The sequence below is a fragment of the Hydrogenophaga sp. GW456-12-10-14-TSB4 genome, assembly GCF_059424305.1.
In genome coordinates, this window is record NZ_JBWKZH010000061.1 from 15,066 (window position 1) to 34,754 (window position 19,689).

The 19,689-nt window shown below is 66.9% G+C and carries 18 protein-coding genes; 15 read left to right on the forward strand and 3 right to left on the reverse strand.

Annotated features, from left to right (window positions below; translation table 11 throughout):
- Window positions 1-8: 8 nt before the first annotated feature.
- Window positions 9-794: a class I SAM-dependent methyltransferase gene (locus AC07ZS_RS23470; RefSeq protein WP_494800940.1), complete on the forward strand. Its 786-nt coding sequence runs from the start codon at window positions 9-11 to the stop codon at window positions 792-794.
- Window positions 795-1,661 carry a phytanoyl-CoA dioxygenase family protein gene (locus AC07ZS_RS23475; protein ID WP_494800941.1) on the forward strand — a complete coding sequence of 289 codons (867 nt, stop codon included), beginning with the start codon at window positions 795-797 and terminating at the stop codon, window positions 1,659-1,661.
- Here the strand turns inward: AC07ZS_RS23475 and AC07ZS_RS23480 are convergent.
- Window positions 1,654-3,141, reverse strand: a complete 1,488-nt coding sequence (locus AC07ZS_RS23480) for a putative sugar O-methyltransferase (RefSeq protein ID WP_494800942.1) — start codon at window positions 3,139-3,141, stop codon at window positions 1,654-1,656. The two genes, AC07ZS_RS23475 and AC07ZS_RS23480, sit on opposite strands and share 8 nt — an antisense overlap.
- A 62-nt stretch (window positions 3,142-3,203) precedes the next feature.
- On the opposite strand from AC07ZS_RS23480, the gene AC07ZS_RS23485 reads away from it, so the two are divergent.
- From AC07ZS_RS23485 to AC07ZS_RS23545, 13 genes are read left to right on the forward strand one after another with little or no spacing between them, the layout of a single operon-like run.
- Window positions 3,204-3,896, forward strand: coding sequence for an acylneuraminate cytidylyltransferase family protein (locus AC07ZS_RS23485; protein WP_494800943.1), 693 nt, complete (start codon window positions 3,204-3,206; stop codon window positions 3,894-3,896).
- Window positions 3,893-4,855, forward strand: coding sequence for an NAD-dependent epimerase/dehydratase family protein (locus AC07ZS_RS23490; protein ID WP_494800944.1), 963 nt, complete (start codon window positions 3,893-3,895; stop codon window positions 4,853-4,855). Before AC07ZS_RS23485 ends, AC07ZS_RS23490 begins: the two co-directional genes overlap by 4 nt.
- Window positions 4,856-4,875: 20 nt before the next feature.
- A complete protein-coding gene (locus AC07ZS_RS23495) occupies window positions 4,876-6,759 on the forward strand; it encodes an N-acetylneuraminate synthase family protein (RefSeq protein ID WP_494800945.1) in 1,884 nt (627 codons plus the stop codon).
- Window positions 6,760-8,283 carry a glycosyltransferase gene (locus tag AC07ZS_RS23500; protein ID WP_494800946.1) on the forward strand — a complete coding sequence of 508 codons (1,524 nt, stop codon included), beginning with the start codon at window positions 6,760-6,762 and terminating at the stop codon, window positions 8,281-8,283.
- The gene (locus tag AC07ZS_RS23505; RefSeq protein WP_494800957.1) at window positions 8,270-9,322 is read left to right on the forward strand and encodes a class I SAM-dependent methyltransferase; all 1,053 of its coding nucleotides are present in this window, start codon (window positions 8,270-8,272) and stop codon (window positions 9,320-9,322) included. Before AC07ZS_RS23500 ends, AC07ZS_RS23505 begins: the two co-directional genes overlap by 14 nt.
- A complete protein-coding gene (locus AC07ZS_RS23510; RefSeq protein ID WP_494800947.1) occupies window positions 9,319-10,167 on the forward strand; it encodes a glycosyltransferase family 2 protein in 849 nt (282 codons plus the stop codon). Before AC07ZS_RS23505 ends, AC07ZS_RS23510 begins: the two co-directional genes overlap by 4 nt.
- The gene (locus AC07ZS_RS23515) at window positions 10,164-11,300 is read left to right on the forward strand and encodes a CgeB family protein (protein ID WP_494800948.1); all 1,137 of its coding nucleotides are present in this window, start codon (window positions 10,164-10,166) and stop codon (window positions 11,298-11,300) included. Before AC07ZS_RS23510 ends, AC07ZS_RS23515 begins: the two co-directional genes overlap by 4 nt.
- Window positions 11,297-12,100 carry a class I SAM-dependent methyltransferase gene (locus AC07ZS_RS23520; RefSeq protein WP_494800949.1) on the forward strand — a complete coding sequence of 268 codons (804 nt, stop codon included), beginning with the start codon at window positions 11,297-11,299 and terminating at the stop codon, window positions 12,098-12,100. The genes AC07ZS_RS23515 and AC07ZS_RS23520 overlap by 4 nt, the downstream gene beginning before the upstream one ends.
- Entirely contained in the window at window positions 12,097-13,071 is a 975-nt protein-coding gene (locus AC07ZS_RS23525; RefSeq protein ID WP_494800950.1) for a hypothetical protein, read from the forward strand. The genes AC07ZS_RS23520 and AC07ZS_RS23525 overlap by 4 nt, the downstream gene beginning before the upstream one ends.
- Window positions 13,072-13,085: 14 nt before the next feature.
- The gene (locus AC07ZS_RS23530) at window positions 13,086-13,853 is read left to right on the forward strand and encodes a glycosyltransferase family 2 protein (RefSeq protein WP_494800951.1); all 768 of its coding nucleotides are present in this window, start codon (window positions 13,086-13,088) and stop codon (window positions 13,851-13,853) included.
- Window positions 13,850-14,794 (forward strand): UDP-glucose 4-epimerase family protein, encoded by a 945-nt coding sequence (locus AC07ZS_RS23535; protein ID WP_494800952.1) that lies wholly within the window; start codon window positions 13,850-13,852, stop codon window positions 14,792-14,794. Before AC07ZS_RS23530 ends, AC07ZS_RS23535 begins: the two co-directional genes overlap by 4 nt.
- Complete coding sequence (locus AC07ZS_RS23540; RefSeq protein WP_494800953.1) at window positions 14,791-15,351, forward strand: sugar transferase; 561 nt, start codon at window positions 14,791-14,793, stop codon at window positions 15,349-15,351. Before AC07ZS_RS23535 ends, AC07ZS_RS23540 begins: the two co-directional genes overlap by 4 nt.
- 53 nt (window positions 15,352-15,404) lie before the next feature.
- Window positions 15,405-17,312: a polysaccharide biosynthesis protein gene (locus tag AC07ZS_RS23545; RefSeq protein WP_494800954.1), complete on the forward strand. Its 1,908-nt coding sequence runs from the start codon at window positions 15,405-15,407 to the stop codon at window positions 17,310-17,312.
- A 298-nt stretch (window positions 17,313-17,610) separates the two neighbouring features.
- On the opposite strand, the gene AC07ZS_RS23550 is transcribed toward AC07ZS_RS23545, so the two are convergent.
- Together AC07ZS_RS23550 and AC07ZS_RS23555 are read right to left on the reverse strand one after the other, a co-directional pair.
- Window positions 17,611-18,864 carry a HAMP domain-containing sensor histidine kinase gene (locus AC07ZS_RS23550; protein WP_494800955.1) on the reverse strand — a complete coding sequence of 418 codons (1,254 nt, stop codon included), beginning with the start codon at window positions 18,862-18,864 and terminating at the stop codon, window positions 17,611-17,613.
- Window positions 18,861-19,580, reverse strand: a complete 720-nt coding sequence (locus tag AC07ZS_RS23555) for a response regulator transcription factor (protein WP_494800956.1) — start codon at window positions 19,578-19,580, stop codon at window positions 18,861-18,863. Before AC07ZS_RS23555 ends, AC07ZS_RS23550 begins: the two co-directional genes overlap by 4 nt.
- Window positions 19,581-19,689 lie beyond the last annotated feature (109 nt).

The window sequence follows — 19,689 nt, forward strand, 5'->3', positions numbered from 1 at the left end:
CCTCATCGATGTCTCTTGTGTCCAAGCTCGCGTATCTTCAAAGGCGCCTGACCGACGCGTTGAAACCACGCGTCCGATTCATCGCCGACCGTGAGCGAAAGCTGGGGCGCTTCGACTTGGTCGATACCGGATATCGCACCGACTACGTCAAGGAAGAGATCTCGCGGCAGTACGTGTTTGCGCACCCCGGCGAGGAATTGAACTTCCTGGACGTGGGCGCCCGCGATGGCGCGCTGACCTATCTGCTGGGCATCCGGAAAGACCTCGTTTTTGACGAGCCGTTCTACCAGGAGCAGCTGGCCGCATTCCGCGCGAAGTACCAGTATTTCGGCATGGACCTGTTGCCTGCGGACGATGTGCGGGTGCTGTCCGGCGACGCCTGCGCACCGGACTACCTCGAACGCAATCCGGCCTTTCTTGGCAAGTTCGACGTCATCTACAGCAACAACGTGTTCGAGCACTTCCAGCGCCCCTGGATCGCCGCCGCCAATCTGGAGAAGCTGTTGAAGCCCGGCGGCCTCATGATCACCATCGTCCCGTTCGCCCAGCGATACCACGAATCACCTGGTGACTACTTCCGGTACACGCACAAAGGTGTCGAATCGCTGTTCCAGTCGGTGGGACCATTCGATGTGCTGGAAAGCGGTTACGACCTCTGCGGGCGCCGCACCAACTGGCAAGGCAGTGGACATGGCAACGACATCGTTCCCACCGATCATTTCGGCGCCTGGCGCGAGACCTGGTTCACGGTGTCCATCCTGCGCAAACAAGCTTCCATTTCTGAGGGACGTTGAATGTTCGCCCGAGTGAATTCTCTCCTTCGCAAACATGCGTCGCAGGGCGCCGGGGGTGTTGTGGCCCGCCTGGCAACCCGTGCGGACTACGCCGAATTCCGCTCGTGGATGGGAACGGCGCGACGCCCGGTGGTAACTGCGGGGAAAACGCAAACCTGGCTGGACTCGCTGGAGCGTTCCGGCATCTGCACCATTCCCGGTTACTGGAGCGCGGCGCAATGCGCTGCGGCACGAGATGAGGTCGAGCGTGTAATCACCCAGTATCCGCAGTACGTCAACGGCAACGCCAAGGCCGACGTCCGCGTGTACGGTGCCAACAACGGTTCCGAGCTGATCCAGGAGTTTGCGCAGGACCAAGCCTTGTTGTCGGTGGCTTCGGCCTACAACCACGAACCCACCTGCACCGCCTTCACGCTGGCGGCGCGCCTGCCCGCGTCGGTCGGCAACAAAGGGTCGGGCGAGGGATGGCACCGCGACGCCTTCCTGCGGCAGGTCAAGGCCATCCTCTATCTGTCCGACGTGGAAGACAGCAATGGTCCCTTTCAGTGGATCAGCGAATCGCACCGCAGCGCCTGGTTGCTGCGCGACATGAAGAACGCGAACCTCCAATACAAACAGTATCGGTTGTCGGAAGCGGAAGCGGACGCCATTGTGGCGCCCCAGCCCAATCGGCTGAAGACGTTCACCGCCACCGCGGGGACGCTGATCCTGGTCGACACGAGCTCTGTGCACCGCGGCATGCCCATCCGCGAAGGCACGCGCTATGCCCTGACCAACTACTACTTCCCCGAGGGCAAGATCGAACAGAGCCTGTACGACAAGTTCGACGTGTTGCCACCCGGGGCGCAGCCCCAACCCGCTACTTGAGCCGGGCCAGGCGTGTCCTGGCCTTCTGCAAGAGGCCGCCGGGCGCAGGCGGTGTGACCACCGGGCAGTCCATCACCCGCGCAATGTGGTTCTGCAGGGCAGACACGTTCTTTTCCTCAATGATCTTCTTGATCTCGCCAAACAGGCCGCCCGAGGTGGCTTGAAGGCGGGGCCAGTCCGGCGTCGTCAGCAAGGACAGCATGACCAGGGCACGGAGGGCGGCAAAGTCTTCCAGGCCCGACGCCAGGCTTTGCGCCAGGCTGGACTGCGCGCCGGCCAGGTTCCCCGTTGCAAACTGCCAGTTGCCGACCAGGTACCAGGTGACGGCATCGGGTCGGGAAGCCAGCATCTGGTCCGCCACCTGGCTCCGGGCGTCTTCGTCCTTCGCGTAGAAAAAGCGGCGGACCAGGTCCAGGTACGACAGCTCCACCGTGGCACCCCCCGAAAGCAAGGCCGCGGTGTACGGCGCCAGCTGGGTGTCGAGCCCGAGCTGGATCATTTCACCGATCGCATCGACGCCCGCCGCGACGTTCTGGCCAACAGCTTCGGCGCGCTTGAACACCATCTCGTAAGGAATGGTGTTGAAGAAGCCCGCCGGCAACTTGCGAAACGGCTGCAGGTGAAGCAGTTTCAGGGGCTCCGTCAGGTACTCGGAAGGCCGCCGCACGCCTTCCTTGTCGTGGGAGTTGAACGACACCAGCACGCCGTCAGGCGCCAGCGCGCGCGCGGCCCAGCCGAGATAGGTCATCACCGTGTCGCGGTCCATTTCCTGCAGGCTCACGGTGTTGAGCATCAGGTCGTAGGGGCCCGGCAGGTGATCGATGGCCGGAGGCAACCCGAAGTACAGTCCCGGGGCCGTGCCCGGGCTCTTGGCCTCGGGCCCGCATGCCAGGAAATGGGCGACCTTGTCCGGCAGCGTCGCGCTCAGGTAGGTGCTCGAAAGACACAGGTTCTCGGGCAGATCAATGATGGTGTAGCTGGAAACGTCTGTCGCCTGATGTAACTGCAGGGCGCAAGCGCCCCAGCCTGCGCCGATTTCGCAGGCATGCAGCGCACGGCCCTGCGGGCCATGCTGCGCCAGCAGTTCGCGCACCCGCCAGGTGGTCCCGGCATTCAGCACAAAGCTGCCGCTCTGCCAGCTCTCGCCATGGCGGAAAACCAGCGGGGCCCCCAGGTACGGCTCGCGCAGTCCGACGATGAAGGCAGGCGGTGCCACCATGGTGATGGAGCGGACGATTTCGTCGAATTCCCGCTGCTTCTGCTCTGTGGAAGACTGCTTGGTGTCGCCAATCCCATACAGGAAGTCGCCCCGGCGAAAGCTCATGAAGTCCTGCACTTCGGGGAAGTTGCGCCGGTCGCTAAAATGCTCGGTCCAGAAAGCGGAAACCCGGGCTGCCCGGTGATCCCGACAAAAGGGCAGATTCTGGCCAAGATAGCGATGAAACCGCTCGAGGGCGCTGCTGATGATGTCGCTGTACATGGCCCGGATTTTCCCACTATTGGCATGCTGAGCGACTCCTGCACGACCTGCGCCCCCCAATCATGACCCTTCCTTCCGTCCTTGCCATCATTCCCGCACGCGGCGGCTCCAAGGGCATTCCTCGCAAGAACGTGCTGAACGTGGCGGGCAAGCCGCTGGTGGTCCACAGCATCGAGCAGGCCCGGCAGGCCCGGCTCGTGTCGCGCGTGGCGGTGTCCACCGACGACGACGAGATCGCGCGCGTGAGCGAGACGGCCGGCGCCGAGGTGGTGCGTCGCCCGGCCGACATTTCCGGGGACAAGGCGACGTCGGAATCGGCGCTGATCCATGCGCTGGGCGCCCTGACGGCGTCCGGGCAGTACCGACCGGACCTCGTGGTGTTCCTCCAATGCACCTCCCCGCTGCGCCAGCCAGGGGACATTGACGCGGCCATCACGACCTTGCTGGACCAGAAGGCCGATTCGCTGTTGTCGGTGTCGCCCAGCCACCGGTTCCTGTGGGCCGAAAAGGACGGGCAGGCCACGTCGCTCAACTACGACTTCCGCCACCGCCCGCGCCGGCAGGACATGGCACCGCAGTACGTCGAGAACGGTTCGATCTATGTCTTTCGCCCCGACGTTCTGCTGCAAGGCGGCAACCGGCTGGGCGGAAAGGTCGCGCTGCACGTCATGGACGAAGACGCGTCCTGGGACATCGACACGCCGTTCGACATGCGGGTGGCCGAGATGCTGATGCTCGAGCGAGCGAGCGCATGACGCCTTCGTCGGGCCATCGGCTCCTCGTCTTCGGCAGCGGCTTCATCGCATCGCATGTGGCGTTGAGCTCCAGCGACCGATGGGGCTGGGCGGTGGACGTGGTGTACCGCCACCACCGCAATCCCGCACTCGCGGCGCTGCCGCTGCACGCCCTGCCCACCGGCTTGCCGCAGCTGATGGCCCTGCTGGAGCGGATCGACCCCACGCATGTGGTGATCGCCTCCGGCTCGTCCTTCGTGCCCGCCATCAACCGCGATGTGCAGGCGGCCATGGACCAGCACCTCAACGCGACATTGCTCGTTCTTGACGCGCTGGCCCGACTCAGGAGCCCGCGGTTGCAGAAGGTGCTCACCATCGGGTCCGCGTCGGAGTACGGCAGCTTTCCCGAGCACGCGGTGGACGAGTCGCACCTTCCCCAGCCGCGCGACGCCTACGGGCTGATCAAGCTCGCACAGCGCCAGATCGGCCTGCATTTCAGCCAGACACACGGGCTGCCGGTGGTCCATATCCGGCAATTCAACGTCACCGGCGTCGGGCAGGACCAGCGTTTCGTGCTGCCGTCGATCTGCCGGCAGGTGGCCACGCTTCAAAAGACGCTGCCGGCCGGTGCGCAGGCCGGCATCGTGGCCGGCAATACCGCCGTGCGGCGCGACTTCCTGGCCATTGACGATGTGTGCGAAGCCTATCGTGCGGCCTTGACCCGGGGAGAGCCCGGCTCGGTCTACAACGTCTGCTCCGGAACGGCCACCTCGATCGACGAACTGATCGCCATGGCCGCGCGGCTTACGCAGCTTCAACTCCGGGTTGAAGTCAATCCGGACCTTGTTCGCGAAAGCGACAAGGCTCAATCTGTCATCCTGGGCGACCCATCCAGGCTGCGTGCCCTCGGCTGGGCACCGAATACCGCCCTGCCGGAGTTGCTGGCGCGCATGATCGCGCACTATGCGGCGCTCCCTTGACCCCATTCTGGAGAATGTGAATGTCCCGTATCGAATCGCTCACCAACGATGGCCTGTACGTCATCGCCGAAGTGGGCATCAACCACAATGGATCGCTGGAGGAAGCCCTGTTCCTCATGCGCGAAGCCGCCGCCGCAGGCGCTGACGCGGTCAAGTTCCAGAAACGCACGCTGTCCGAGATCTACGTCGCGTCCTTGCTGAACGACCCGAACAGCGCCGAGTGGTCTTTCCAGTACCTGATTCCCCAGCTTCAGGCGCTGGAACTGTCCAACGAGGACTTCCACGTGCTGCGCGAAGAAGCGCGCCAGCTGGGTGTCGACTTCATCGTCACGCCGTTTGACCAGGTCTCCGCCGACTTTGTCGCCGGCCTGGATCTGGACGCCGTGAAGTTCTCGTCCGCCGACCTGACCAACTGGCCCCTCATTTCGCACGCCCTGGGGAAAATCAAGTGCCCGGCCATCTTCAGCACGGGCATGTGGGACGACGCCGTCATCCGCAAGAGCGCCAAGTTCATTGCGGACAATTTCTCGCAGCGATTCGCCATGCTGCTGTGCCAGTCGACCTACCCGGCCCCGCCGGAGGCGCTGAACCTGCGCTACCTGAACACGCTCAGCACCCTGGCTCCCATGGTGGGTTACTCCGGCCACGAACGGGGCGTCGACGCCTCCGTCATCGCCCACACGCTGGGCGCGACCATCATCGAGAAGCACATCACGCGCGACGCGAGCCAGCTCGGCCCCGACCACAAGGCATCGCTCACGTCGGCCGAGTTTGCTGCGCTGGTGCAGCAGCTCAAGCTCGCGCGCGTCATGCTGGGCGAGAACAAGAAGGTCATCACCCAGGCCGAGCTGCTGAACAAGGAAGTGTTCGCCAAGTCGCTGGTGGTCAAGCACGACATGGACGTGGGCGACATTCTCACGCTGACGGACATCAAGTTCATGAGCCCCGGCAAGGGGATCACGCCGGATCGGCTGGAAGACGCGCTGGGCAAGCCGCTCATGCGGGCCAAGAAGGCCGACGACTACGTCACCGATCAGGACTTCGAGAGGACGCTGTCGGTCTCGGAATGGCAGGGCTTCAAGTTCGGCAAGGAGTGGGGGGTCAAGTGCCGCTTCCACGACTTCCACACCTACAAGGTTCTGGAGACGCCCGTCGTCGAGTTCCACTGCTCCGATCTGGACGTCACGTCGGACGTGATCGTGGGCAGCACGAAGTCGGCCTTGATCATGCACGCGCCGGAGATCATCGGGCGCGACCTGTTCGACATGTGCTCCGACAACCGTGAGATCGTCTCCAAGTCCGTCGACATTCTCGAAAAGACCATCGTCCGCACCCGCGACATGGCCCCCGGCTTCAAGCCGGGCGTCAAGCCCAAGATCGTTCTCCACGTCGGTGGCATGAGCCTGGGCGACGGCGACTACGACTGCGCCACGCTCACGGCCAAGGCGGAGCATGTGCTGCGCGACGTCGACGTGTCCGGCGTGGACCTGCTGCCTGAGAACCTGCCACCCCGGCCCTGGTATCTCGGTGGCCAGTGGCATCAATGGGGCTTCATGCGGCCTCAGGACATGGCGGACTTCTGCAAGTCCCTGTCGCTGGGCATGACCTTCGACATCTGCCATGCCCAGCTGTACTGCAAGTACGCGGGCATCAGCCTGGTGGACTACGCCAAGATCGTCCTGCCCTATGTGCGCCACGTGCACATTTCGGATGCGCATGGCATCGACGGCGAAGGCGTGCAGATCGGCGAAGGGGAACTGGACTTCGACGCGCTGTTCCGCCACCTTGAAAAACGCCAGTTCAGCTGGGTGCCCGAGATCTGGAGCGGCCACGTCAACCACGGCGCGGGAACGCACCATGCGCTGTGCTGCCTCGAGAAGTACGGCCACTCGGGAGTTCTGTAGTTGGCATTCGACACGGGCCGGCATGGCTACACGTTCACGCGTGACCTGTGCCGCGCCATCGAGCAGTACACGGCCCATGCGGTCGCCAGGAACAGCCGCGCCTTCGAGCACCGCGGGCTGAACCTCCGGTTCGCGGTCGAGCGCCAGCTCTACATCGACGGGATCAACTCGGCGCCCCTGTTTGCCTGGTACGTGGCGACCCAGGAGGGCGGCACCGTTCCCGAACCGCAGGACGGCACGGCGGCACGGCTGGCGGGATGCTTCCCGGGCAGGGCGGAGAACGCCCCGGCCCCGGAAGAACGCCCCGCGCATTCGCGCCCCTACCTGGCGCTGCGCTGGTTGTATGGCCGCCTGAGGCGCATCCGGCATCTGCGCCGCGCCGCGCCGCGTGGGCATCGGTGGGCGCCCGTGCTGTTCCATGTGGTGCATCCGAAGTTCGCGCGCTATCTCGCACCCGTGACGCGAAGAATGCCGGAAGGCGCCTACGCCTATCTGGTCGCCACGGACCCGGCGCTGGCGACACCATTGGCGGCCATCGGTGAACCCATGGTGGCCTGGCCGCCCGCCGAAACCAGCCTGCGGGCGGCCCTGGCCCCCGACACACTGCAGCCTTTCCCCGGCTTGCTCGCGGCCGCCGACAGCACACTGGCGGCCCTCCGGGCGCTGAGGCCCGAATGCGTGGTCGCGGTCGAAGGCAACGCCCCCCTGGATTGCGTCACCTCGGAGGTCTGCCGCCACCTGGGCATCAAGAGCTATTGCGTGCAACAGGGCTGGTCGCCGTACGTGCACACCGGCTTCCGTCACCTCGCCTTCGATCACATGTTCGTGTGGGGCCCGGCGTTCGCCGAATTGCTTCGCCCGTTCAACCCGACCCAACCGTTCGTCGTATCGGGCAGCCACGCGCTCGCGGCACCCTCCGCCCGGACGTCGGCGGCCGGGCAAGGTGTCATCAGCTTTTTCCTGCAGGCGCCCTGTGCCTTTCTCAGCAGCGAAGCCTACGATGCGTTCGTCCAGCTCCTGGTGGACTGCGCGCTCGAGCACCCGGGCACCGAGTTCGTGGCTCGCGAGCACCCCAGCTACCCCGTGCCGCCGGCCCTGCGGCGGGTGCTTGCGGCGCAGCCCAATGTCAGCTTCTCGGACCCCGTGCAGCAGCCCATGGCCGACCTGGTGCAGGAGTCCCGGCTGGTGGTCAGCGTCTTCTCGACCGTGTTGCTCGAAGCCATGGCCATGGGCGTCCTGCCCTTGATCTGCAGCATCGGGTCGCTGCCGCGCTACGAGCCCGATCTCGCGGCCGAAGGTGCCGCCATCGAGGTGTTTTCGGTGCAGGCGGCGCAGCAGGCGATCCGCGATCTGCTGGCCGGATCGCTGCGGCTTGACGGCCATCTGGATTCGATGCGCGCCGCCGCATCCCGCTATTTCGCGGCGTCCGATGCGGCGGGGTTCATCGCGGATGCCATCGCCGGGTCGGCGAAAATACCCAGGCAACAGCCAGAACAATACCGAGTTGGAGGTGAATGTGGATAGGCAGGAACGAGGCGAGGCGTGCCCGGTGTGCGGCAACCTCGCAAAGGCCAACATTCGGGAGGCTTTCGATGACCGCTATGGTCAGCCGGAGCTGTTTCATCTGGCGGCGTGCACGTCATGCGATCATTGGATGACCGTGCCTCGCCTGCGCGAAGGCGATCTGGCCGGGCTCTACAGCAGCTACTACCCGCGCAAGCTCGTGAACGTGGCGGATCTCCGGCGCGAAGCGGCCAGGGTTGCCTTGCCTCGGGCCGGCCTCAAGCGGTGGTGGGCCGGAACCGACAACCAGGGGCAGTACACCGTGCGCCCGAACGAGCACATCCTCGACATCGGCAGTGGCAGCGGTCTGTCGTTGCTGGAAGCGGCCGCGCTCGGCGCGAAGCCCTACGGCGTGGAGGCAGACCCCAACGTCCAGCGCATCGCGGATGAGTTGGGCTTGCGCATCCACATCGGCAGCATCCACGACGCACCCTTTGCCGGACAGCAGTTCGACCTGATTGTGCTCAACCAGGTGATTGAGCACATACCCGAACCGGGGGATGCGCTCGATCGCATCCGCACCCGCCTGGCACCGGGCGGCCGCGTCGTCATGGTGCTTCCAAACCGGCGCTCGCTCTGGTGCAGGCTGTCCGGTGCCAAGTGGATCAACTGGCATGTCCCGTACCACCTGCACCACTTCACCGCGGCGGGATTCCGGCAGTTCGCTTCGCGGCACGGGTTCCGCGTCGCGCGCCAGCGGACGATCACGCCCAACATCTGGACAGTGCTTCAGCTTCGGGTGATGCGCGAAACCCAGAAGCGCGGAGTGCCCTCCGCCGTGTGGACCGTCAAGCCGAGCGAGGCGGCCGTGTCGCCCTCGACCCAGGGAGCCCCCGCCGTGCGCAACGCCCGCCCCTGGCCGGTCCGGGTCCTGCGCCGCTTCGCGCGCGCGGCGGCCTTGTCGGCATCGGCCGCGTTCAACCGGCTGGTCGATGCCGTCGGCCTGGGCGACAGCCTGCTGGTCGAACTCCGTGCCGACGTTCCAGGAAAGACGGCATGACGGTCCATGTCCTGATGCCCGTCTTCAACCGGCTGGCCCTCACCCAGCGGGTCACGCAGTGCCTGCGCGATCAGGTCGTCGATGAACCGCTGCGGATCGTGGTCGTGGACGACGGCTCATCGGACGGCACGGCAGAGTGGCTCGCCGAGCAGGGCGACATCCATGTCCTTCACGGCGACGGCTCCCTGTGGTGGGGCGGGGCGATGGACCTGGCGGTGCGCGACACCCTGGCCACGAGCGCCTCGACGGACTGGGTGCTTTTCGTCAACAACGACACCACGTTCGCGCCCGACTTCGTGCAGAGCCTGCTGGAGGTGGCGCGCGCCCATGCCCCCGCGGCCGTGGGCAGCGTGATTCGCGACGAAGTGGAGCCCTCGCGCCTGCTGTCCATCGGCCCGGTCCTGGACACCTGGCGCCTGAAGGTGCGCGATCACCTGCCGCAAGCCCGCCCTCTCGAGATGGACGCCGCTGGCGTGCACGCGGTGGATGCCCTCAGCGGGCGTGGCGTGCTGTTTCCCGTCGAAGCGTTTCGACGGGCGGGCGCCATGCGCCCGCGCTGGCTGCCTCACTACCTCGCCGACTACGAGCTCTCGGTGCGCATGCGAAAGGCCGGCTACAAGCTGCTGGTCAGCGAGCGCGCGGCCGTGCTGTCCGCCAACGAGTTTGGCAACGCGCACCGCGCCAAGTCATTCCGGGAAGAACTCTTCTCGGTGCGTTCCGCCTCCTTCCTGCCCGCCAACCTGCTGTTCTGGTGGGAAGCCAGTTCGTTCGCGGAGCGGTTCACGCTGGCGCCGCGCCTGGTGATCGTGCGGCTGTGGCGGAAGTTGCGAGAAAGAACTCTATGAAAATTGCCATCGTTGACACCTACTACGCTGCGTTCCTCGGGGCGGTCTATCGACGTGAACCCGGGCTGGCCTCGCAGTCGTACGAGTCGCAGCGCCGCTTCCTGACCGACCAGTGCTTCGGCACCTCCGACTTCTACAGCCGCCATCTCAACGGAATGGGCCACGACGCCCAGGACCTGATCGTCAACTGCGTGCCGCTGCAGGCCGCCTGGGCGCGCGAGAACAAGGTCCCTTTCAGCACCCTGGCACTCAAGGTGCCGCACCGGCTGTTCCGCGTTCCGGTGGTCGGCCGCTGGCTGGCCGGGTTGCCGGGCCTGGTCGAAATCGCCGTGGCACAGATCCAGGCGTCGCGCCCCGACGTGCTCTACTGCCAGGATCTGAGCTTCTTTCCACCCGATGTGCTGGCCAAACTGCGGCCCTACGTGAAGTTGATCGTGGGCCAGATTGCCTGCCCGTTGCCGCCCGACGCCTTCCTCAAGGGCTACGACCTGATCCTCACCTCGTTCCCGCATTTCGTGCCGCGGCTGCGCGCGCTGGGCGTGGCCTCGGAGTACTTCCGCATCGGGTTCGACACGCGGGTGCTGGAAAAGCTGGGCGACGTGGCCAAGGACGTGGAGGCCAGCTTCGTGGGCGGCATCAGCCGGCACCACGGCAAGGCGGTACCCGTGCTCGAATACCTGGCTCGCAACACCCCCATGCAGTTCTTCGGCTACGGCGCGGACAGCCTGGACGCCGACTCCCCCATCCGCCAGCGCCACCACGGCGAGGTCTGGGGCCTGGACATGTACCGCGCCCTGGCGCGCAGCAAGGTCACCCTCAACCGCCACATCAACGTGGCCGAGAACAACGCCAACAACATGCGCCTCTACGAGGCCACCGGCGTGGGCTCGCTGCTCATCACGGACCGCAAGGACAACCTCGGCGAGATCTTCGAGGTCGGCAAGGAGGTCGTGGCCTACTCCTCGCAGGAGGAAGCGGCGGAGCTGATCCGCCACTACCTCGATCACCCCGAAGAGGCCGCCGCGATCGCCCGCGCCGGGCAGGCCCGCACGCTGCGCGAACACACCTACCGGCACCGCATGGAAGAACTCGTGCCGGTGCTGGAGCGGCACCTCGGAGCGCGCCGCCCATGAAAGCCGCGCTGCGTTCGCTGCTGAACCGCTTTCCCCGGCTCAAGGCCGGGCTCAAGCGGCTGCGCAGCCGCCTGAGCCCGCCGGGCGGCGTGTCGTCGAACTACGTCCCCTTGAAAACCGGGGAGGCCGCCGGCGAAGCGGCCCGCCTGCGCGACGCCTGGCAGTCCGACGCGCTGCCGCGCCGGCAACGCGAGCTGGTGAATGCCCAGCTCGCCGCCTACCGGCGCGGTGAGTCCATCGACGTGTTCGACGTCATGAACCAGGCCCTCCGCGCGCTGCCGTCGGACGTGCGAGGCATGTCGGTGCTGGAGGTCGGCTGCTCCAGCGGCTTCTACTCGGAGGTGTTCGAGATCGCCGGCCTGGGCGTGCGCTACGCCGGCTGCGACTACTCGCCCGCCTTCATCGAGCTGGCCCGCCAGACCTACCCGGACCTGCGGTTCGACGTCGAGGATGCCACCGCCCTGCAGCACGACCGCGACGCCTTCGACGTCGTGATCTCGGGCTGCTGCCTGCTGCACATTCCGGAGTACCAGGCGGCCGTCGCCGAGACGGCGCGCGTGGCCCGCCAGTACGCCGTCTTCCACCGCACCCCCATGGTGCTCGGGCAGCCCAACCAGTACTACCGCAAGCAGGCCTACGGAGTGGAGACGGTGGAAATCCATTTCAACGAGCCCGAGTTCCTGGCCCTGCTGGCCGCCAGCGGCCTCGAACTGATCGCGACCTACACGCTGGACGAAACCGTCCACGATGGCGTGGGCACGGCCAATCGCACCTACGTGTGCAGAAAAATCGCACCATGACCCCCCGCCACTTCTGCACGCTGTTCGACAGCAACTACCTCCTCAAGGGGGTGGCGATGCTCAGGAGCCTCGCCCGCCACTGCCCCGGGGCGCATGTGCATGTGCTGTGCATGGACGCGCAGACCCAGACGATCCTGACGCAGCTCGCGCTGCCGCACATCACCTGCATCCCGCTGTCCGACCTGGAAGACGACGAGCTGCTGGAAGCGAAGAAGGATCGCGGCGTCGCCGAGTATTGCTGGACGCTCTCGCCCTGCCTGCCCACCTATGTGCTGAAGCACAACCCGGGCATCGACTTCCTCACCTACCTCGATGCCGACCTGCTGTTCTACTCATCGGTGCAACCGCTGTTCGACGAGATCGGCGACAGCTCGATCGCCATCATCGAGCACCGCTTCAGCCCCCGCCTGCAGGACCGCGAGGTCAACGGGCGCTTCTGCGTCGAATGGGTGAGCTTCCGCCGCGACGAGGAGGGCATGGCCTGCCTGTCGCGCTGGCGGGCGCAGTGCATCGAGTGGTGCTACTACCGGCTGGAGGAAGGCCGCATGGGCGACCAGAAATACCTGGACGAATGGCCCGACCGCTACCCGTCGTGCCACATCCTCCAGCACCCTGGGGCCGGCATCGCACCGTGGAACTACTCGCAGTACACCTTCGGCACCGACGCGGCCGGCGGCATCACGGTGGACGGCAGCCCGCTGATCTTCTACCACTTCCACCAGTTCCAGCTGCTCGAGAACGGGAAGTTCGATCGCCTCTCGACCTTCTACACCTCGGAATGCGCGGAGCCTGGCGAGGTGTACGCCGTCTATGAACGCGATCTCGCGGCGAGGCTGGCGGAGGTCTCGGCCGTCAGCCCGGGGTTCAAGGGCGGTATCAAGCCCGCCGCCCGGGTAAGAGGCCGGCGCCTGATCCAGCAACTTGTCCCGATGTGGGCCAAGGAAATCGCGCGGCGGTTCGTCCGCTACTGACGATCGGCATCACCGTGTCCGACCCCGCGGCCCCCACCATCTCCGTCATCACCGTGTGCTTCAACAGCGCCGGCACGCTGGCGGACGCCCTGCAGTCGGTTGCGGACCAGACCTGGCCCCACATCGAGCACATCGTCATCGACGGCGCGTCCCGCGACGGGACGCCCGACATCCTGGCCCGGTTCCGGCCGCAGCTCGCGCAGGTGGTGAGCGAGCCCGACAAAGGCATCTACGACGCGATGAACAAGGGCCTGGCCCTGTGCCAGGGTGACATCGTCTGCTTCCTGAATGCGGACGACCAATACGCGTCGGCCGAGGTGCTGGCCCACGTGGCGCGCGAGATGCACGAGCATCGACTCGATGTGCTGATGGGCGACGTGGCGTTCTTCCACCCCGACGCCCCCCACAAGGTGGTGCGGCGCTACCGCTCCGACCGGTTCAGCCCCGAGCGGCTGGCCTACGGCTGGATGCCGGCCCACCCTGCGCTGTTCATCCGGCGCGAGGTCGTGAAACGGGTGGGGAAGTTCAAGACCAGCTACCGCATCGCCGGCGACTTCGATTTCATCGCCAGGACGTTTGCCGACAAGAGCCTGCGCTACCGCCACCTGCCCGAGGTGCTGGTGAACATGCGCACCGGTGGCGCCAGCACCGCCGGTTTTCGTTCCAAGCTGCTGCTCAACCGCGAGGTGCTGCGGGCCTGCCGGGAAAACGGCATCCGCACCAACCTGCTGAAGATCCTGTCCAAATACCCGGCGAAGCTGCTCGAACTGGTCGTCAAATGAAGGTCCTGGTCACCGGTGCCAACGGATTCGTGGGCCGCGCGCTGTGCGAGGCCCTGAGGCGCGCCGGCCACGAGGTGGTGGCGGGCGTGAGGCGGCCCAGCGGCCTGCCCGGCGAACAGATCCTGCCCGAGCTCGAAGACGCCGCGGCCTGGGACACCGCCGCCGGCCTGGCTTGCGACGTGGTCATCCATCTGGCGGCGCGCGTGCATGTGATGCAGGAGCAGGCGGGCGACCCGGCTGCGCTGTACCGCTCGGCCAACACCACCGCCACCCTGGCCCTGGCGCGCGTCGCCGCGCGCGCGGGGGCACGGCGGCTGATCTTTCTCAGCAGCATCAAGGTCAACGGCGAACACTCCGAGCCCGGCCGGCCCTTCACGGCGATGGACCGGCCCTCGCCGCAGGACCCCTACGGCGTGTCCAAGATGGAAGCCGAACAGGGCCTGCACCGCGTCGGCTCGGAAACCGGTCTGGAGGTCGTGGTCGTCCGGCCGCCCCTGGTGTACGGACCCGGCGTCAAGGCCAACTTCGCGAGCCTGATGCGCGCCGTCTCGCGCGGCCTGCCCCTGCCATTGGGTGCGGCCACCGACAACCGCCGCAGCCTGGTGGCGCTGGACAACCTGGTCGATCTGCTGCTCACCTGCATCGACCACCCCGCGGCCGCCGGCCGGACCTTTCTGGTCAGCGACGGCGACGACCTCTCCACCACCGACCTGATCCGCCGCATGGGTCGAGCCGTCGGCCGGCCGGCCAGGCTGCTGCCCGTGCCCACCTCGCTGCTGCACCTCGGTGCCGCGCTCGTCGGCAAGAAGGCGGTCGCACAGCGCCTGCTGGGAAACCTGCAGGTCGACATCACCCCCACGCGCGAAACGCTGGGCTGGACACCGCCCATCGGTGTCGACGAAGGACTGCGGCGCGCTGCCGCAGACAGGGTGCAACGATGAAACGCTGCGTTGATCTGCTCCTGGCACTGTGCGCCGGCGTCGTGCTGCTGGTGCCCGTGGTGCTGGTGGCGCTGGCCGTCCGGCTCACCTCCCCGGGGCCGGCGCTCTACTGGAGCGACCGCGTCGGCCGCCACAACCGCCTCTTCCGCATGCCCAAGTTCCGCAGCATGCGCACCGACACTCCGGCCGTGGCCACCCACCTGCTCACCGACCCGGGCAAGTACCTGACGCCCATCGGCCCGTTCCTGCGCAAGAGCAGCCTGGACGAACTGCCCCAGCTGTGGAGCATCCTCAAGGGCGACATGAGTTTTGTCGGGCCGCGCCCTGCGCTGTTCAACCAGGACGACCTGATCGCCCTGCGCACGCAACAAGGTGTGCATGAGCTCGTGCCCGGCCTGACCGGCTGGGCCCAGGTGAACGGCCGCGACGAGCTGCCGATACCCCAGAAGGTGGCGCTGGATGCAGAATACCTGCAGCGCCGCAGCCTGTGGTTCGACCTGCGGATACTCTGGATGACGTTTGTCAAAGTGCTGCGCCGCGACGGCGTGGCCCACTAAAAAGAATGAACAACAGGGACCATCGAGGCCAAGCCGCCGCCACGCTTCTGCACATGCCGCGGGCCGCCAAGCGCCTCACGGCGGTGCTGGTGGACATCGCGCTGTGCGCGCTGACCGTCTGGATCGCGCTGTGCCTGCGCCAGGAGCACTGGGTCCAGCTGACACCCGCCCACAGCCTGGCCATCATGGGTGCGGTGCTGATCGCCCTGCCCCTGTTCATCCGCTTCGGCCTGTACCGCGCCATCTTCCGCTATGCCGGCTGGAATGCCATGGTCAGCCTGGCCCAGGCGATGGCGCTGTACGCCCTGTTCTATGTCACGGTGTTCACCGTGATCGGCGTCCCGGGCGTGCCCCGCACGGTGGGGGTGATACAGCCCCTGCTGCTGCTGGTGACCGTCGGGTTCAGCCGCGTGGTGGTGCGCTACTGGCTCGGTGGCCTGTACCGCACCATGCTGCAACGCGAGCACCTGCCGGGCATCCTGATCTACGGTGCGGGCATGGCGGGCCGGCAGCTGGCCGCGGCGCTCGCGCGCGGCAGCGAGCAGCGCCTGCTCGGGTTTCTGGACGACGACGACGAGCTGCAGGGCAACAGCCTCGACGGCCGCACCGTGTACGACCCGGCCGAGCTGGTGCAGCTGATTCCCAACCTCGGCGTCACGGACGTGCTGCTGGCACTGCCCTCGATCACGCGCCAGCGCCGCCTCGACATTCTGGACACCCTGCGCCACCTGCCCGTGCACGTGCGCACCCTGCCCGGCATGTCCGACCTCGCCACGGGCCGCGTGACCATGAGCGATGTGCGCGAGCTGGACATCGAAGACCTGCTGGGTCGCGACCCGGTCACGCCCGACACCGCGCTGCTTCACCGGCTGATTCACGGCAAGGTGGTGGCCGTCACGGGGGCGGGCGGCAGCATCGGCAGCGAGCTGTGCCGGCAGATCGCGGCCTGCGCGCCGCACACGCTGCTGCTGGTGGAAAACAGCGAGTTCGCGCTCTACCAGATCCACCGCGAACTGGACGCGTTGTCCGACACCGGGACACCCGACGTGCAACTGGTGCCCCTGCTGGCCTCGGTGCAGGACGAAGCCCGCATCGGCCAGATCATGCAGGCCTGGCGGCCCGACACCGTGTACCACGCCGCGGCCTACAAGCACGTGCCCCTGGTGGAGCACAACCCGGTCCAGGGCCTGCGCAACAACGTCTGGGGCACCTGGGTGTGCGCCCGGGCCGCACAGGCCGCCGGCGCGGCCAACTTCGTGCTGATCAGCACCGACAAGGCGGTGCGCCCCACCAATGTGATGGGCGCGAGCAAGCGCCTGGCCGAGATGGTGCTGCAGGCGCTGGCGGCCGAGCCAGGCAGCGGCACCACCTTCGCCATGGTCCGCTTCGGCAACGTGCTGGGCTCCAGCGGCTCGGTGGTGCCCCTGTTCCGCGAGCAGATCCGCAACGGCGGGCCGATCACGCTGACGCACCCGGACATCACGCGCTACTTCATGACCATCCCCGAGGCCGCCCAGCTCGTGATCCAGGCCGGCGCCATGGCGCAGGGCGGCGACGTGTTCGTGCTGGACATGGGAGAGCCCGTGCGCATCATCGACCTGGCGCGGCGCATGATCGAACTCTCGGGCCTGCAGGTAAAGACCGAGCAGCACCCCACCGGTGACATCGAGATCCACATCACCGGGCTGCGACCGGGCGAAAAGCTGTACGAGGAGCTGCTGATCGGCGACAACCCCCAGCCCACGCAGCACGCGCGCATCATGAAAGCGCAGGAAGACCTGCTGCCCTGGGACGAGCTGCAAACCCTGCTGGCGTCGCTGGAAGAGGCAATGGAACGGAACGACGTGGCCACCGTGCGGGCCTTGCTGCAGGTGTGCGTGCAGGGCTACCAACCCGCCGGCGAGGTGGTCGACTGGCTGCACTCCTCGCCAGGCACCCCACTCGAATCGGCTCGCCACTGAGCAAAAAAAAGCCACCGGAAGGTGGCTTTTGAAAGTCCTTGAAGGGACGTCGTTGGGAGACCAGATTCAAACGTTTTTCATGACGTAGTTGTTTGCCGGATCCGTTGTTCTGAGGTTGTGACAGCAACGTCACGAATTGTGCGCCGTGACCCCGCTTTCGACCATCCCCCATTTGTGGGAATGGGTATGTTTTCTTGGGCAATAAAACCCAAAAAAGTCCCCGGAAATCAAGGAAGTGTCTTGCCGCCGACATTCCTGCCTGCGGGATCAACGGCAGCCTGCGCAGACCAGCGGTGCCTCACACCGGCAGCTCGACCACGAAGCGGGCGCCACCACCGGGGCGGTCCTCGCAGCGCACGCGGCCTCCGTGGCGCTCGATGATGGTCTTCACCAGCGACAGCCCCAGCCCCACCCCGCCTTCGCGTTCGCTGGCGCCGGGCAGGCGGTAGAACGGCTCAAAAATGCGCGCGCGCTGCTCGGGCGGCACGCCGGGGCCCCGGTCTTCCACCCACAGCGCCACGCGCGGCGTCTCCTGCCCGAGGACGCTGGTGGGCGCATGGATGCTCAGACGCACCTGCGAATCGCCTCCCGCGCCGACATGGCCATAGCGCCGCGCGTTTTCCAGCAGATTGCGCAGCACCCGGCGCAGCAGGCGGGCCTGACCGTGCACCAGCACGGGCGCGGTGCCGGCCGCGATCTCCAGGTCGGCACCGGTGCGCGCGCATTCCTCGGCCGCCAGGCCCACCAGGTCCACCTCTTCCGTCGGACCCAGTGCGCTTGCATCGCGCGCATCGATCAGGTCCAGCCGGCTGGCCAGCAGGATTTCATCGATCAACTGATCCAGCTCCTCGATGCTGCGCGCGATCTCGGCACGTTGCGCGGCCCGCGCGCTGTCCGTGCCCAGCAGCTCCAGCCCCATGCGGATGCGCGCCAGCGGCGAACGGAGTTCATGCGAGGCATTGGCCAGCAGGGCCTTGTGCGACTGCAGCAGGGTCTGCACGCGCTCGGCCGCCGCGTTGAAGCGGGTGGCCAGGAACGCCACTTCGTCCTGCCCCTGCATCGGCAGGCGCGTGGAGAGGTCGCCGTCACCCCAGCGCTCCACGCCTTTCTGCAGCGCTTCGAGGCGCTTGGTCAGGCGCCGCACGATGGGGTAGGCGCCCAGGGCCACCGCGAAAGCCACCAGGCCGAGCAGCCAGGCAAAGCCGGTCGGGGTCTGGAACCAATCAGGCGCGCGGCGGCCCGCGTTGTTGCCGCCGGACGGGCGGTTCGGCCGCGGCAGCAGCACGTAAAGCGTCTGCCCGTCCTTCATCTCCACCTCGAACTCCCAGCCTTCTCCCGGGATGCTGACCGCTCGCGCGGGGGCCTGGCCCACGATCTCGCGCGCACCGTCGCGCACGATGATCGTGCGGGTCACGCGCGCCTCGCGCTCGGCGCGGTCTTCGTCCAGCGCCTGCTGCCACAGCCAGCCCGTGACCAGCGTCAGCACCGTGACCGCGGCAACCACCGCCAGCCAGATGCGGATGTAGAGCCGGGAGCCGAAGAGTGAACTCATTCCTGCTGCTTCGCGAACACGTAGCCCACGCCGCGCACCGTGAGGATGCGCTTGGGGTCCTTGCTGTCGGCCTCGATGGCGTTGCGGATGCGCCCGATGTGCACGTCGATCGAACGGTCGAAGGCCTCCAGCTCGCGCCCACGCACCGCCTCCATGATCTGGTCGCGCGTGAGCACGCGGCCCGCGCGTTCGGCCATCGCCACCAGCAGGTCGAACTGGTACGAGGTCAGCTCGCAGGGCTGGCCGGCCACCTGCACGGTGCGGGCATCGCGGTCGATGTCGAGCGAGCCGAAGCGCAGCACCGGCGTGGAACGCGACACGGCCGCGCTGCCGCTGGGCTCGCCGCGGCGGCGCAGCACGGCGCGCACGCGCGCGAGCAGCTCGCGCGGCTCGAAAGGCTTGGGCAGGTAGTCGTCGGCGCCGAGCTCCAGACCGATGATGCGGTCCATGGGGTCCCCCTTGGCCGTGAGCATCAGCACCGGCACGCGCGCGGCCTCGCCCGGCATCGAGCGGATGCGCCGGCAGACCTCCAGGCCATCGATGCCGGGCATCATCAGGTCCAGGATCACCAGCTGCGGCAGCATGAGCTGGAGCTGCTCCAGCCCGGCCTCGCCGTCGCTGGCGTGGGTCACGTCAAAACCCGACTGGCCCAGGTACTCCACCACCATCTGCGCCAGGCGGCTGTCGTCTTCAATCATCAGCAGGGGAGCGTTCATGGTTTTCAGTGTAGCGGCGGGCGCCGGAGCCCCTCATCGTGTCAGCCCTGTGTGAAGCGGGCTTTCGGGTCACGTAAAGTCATGTAAATGGCACCGCCCACCCCGGCCC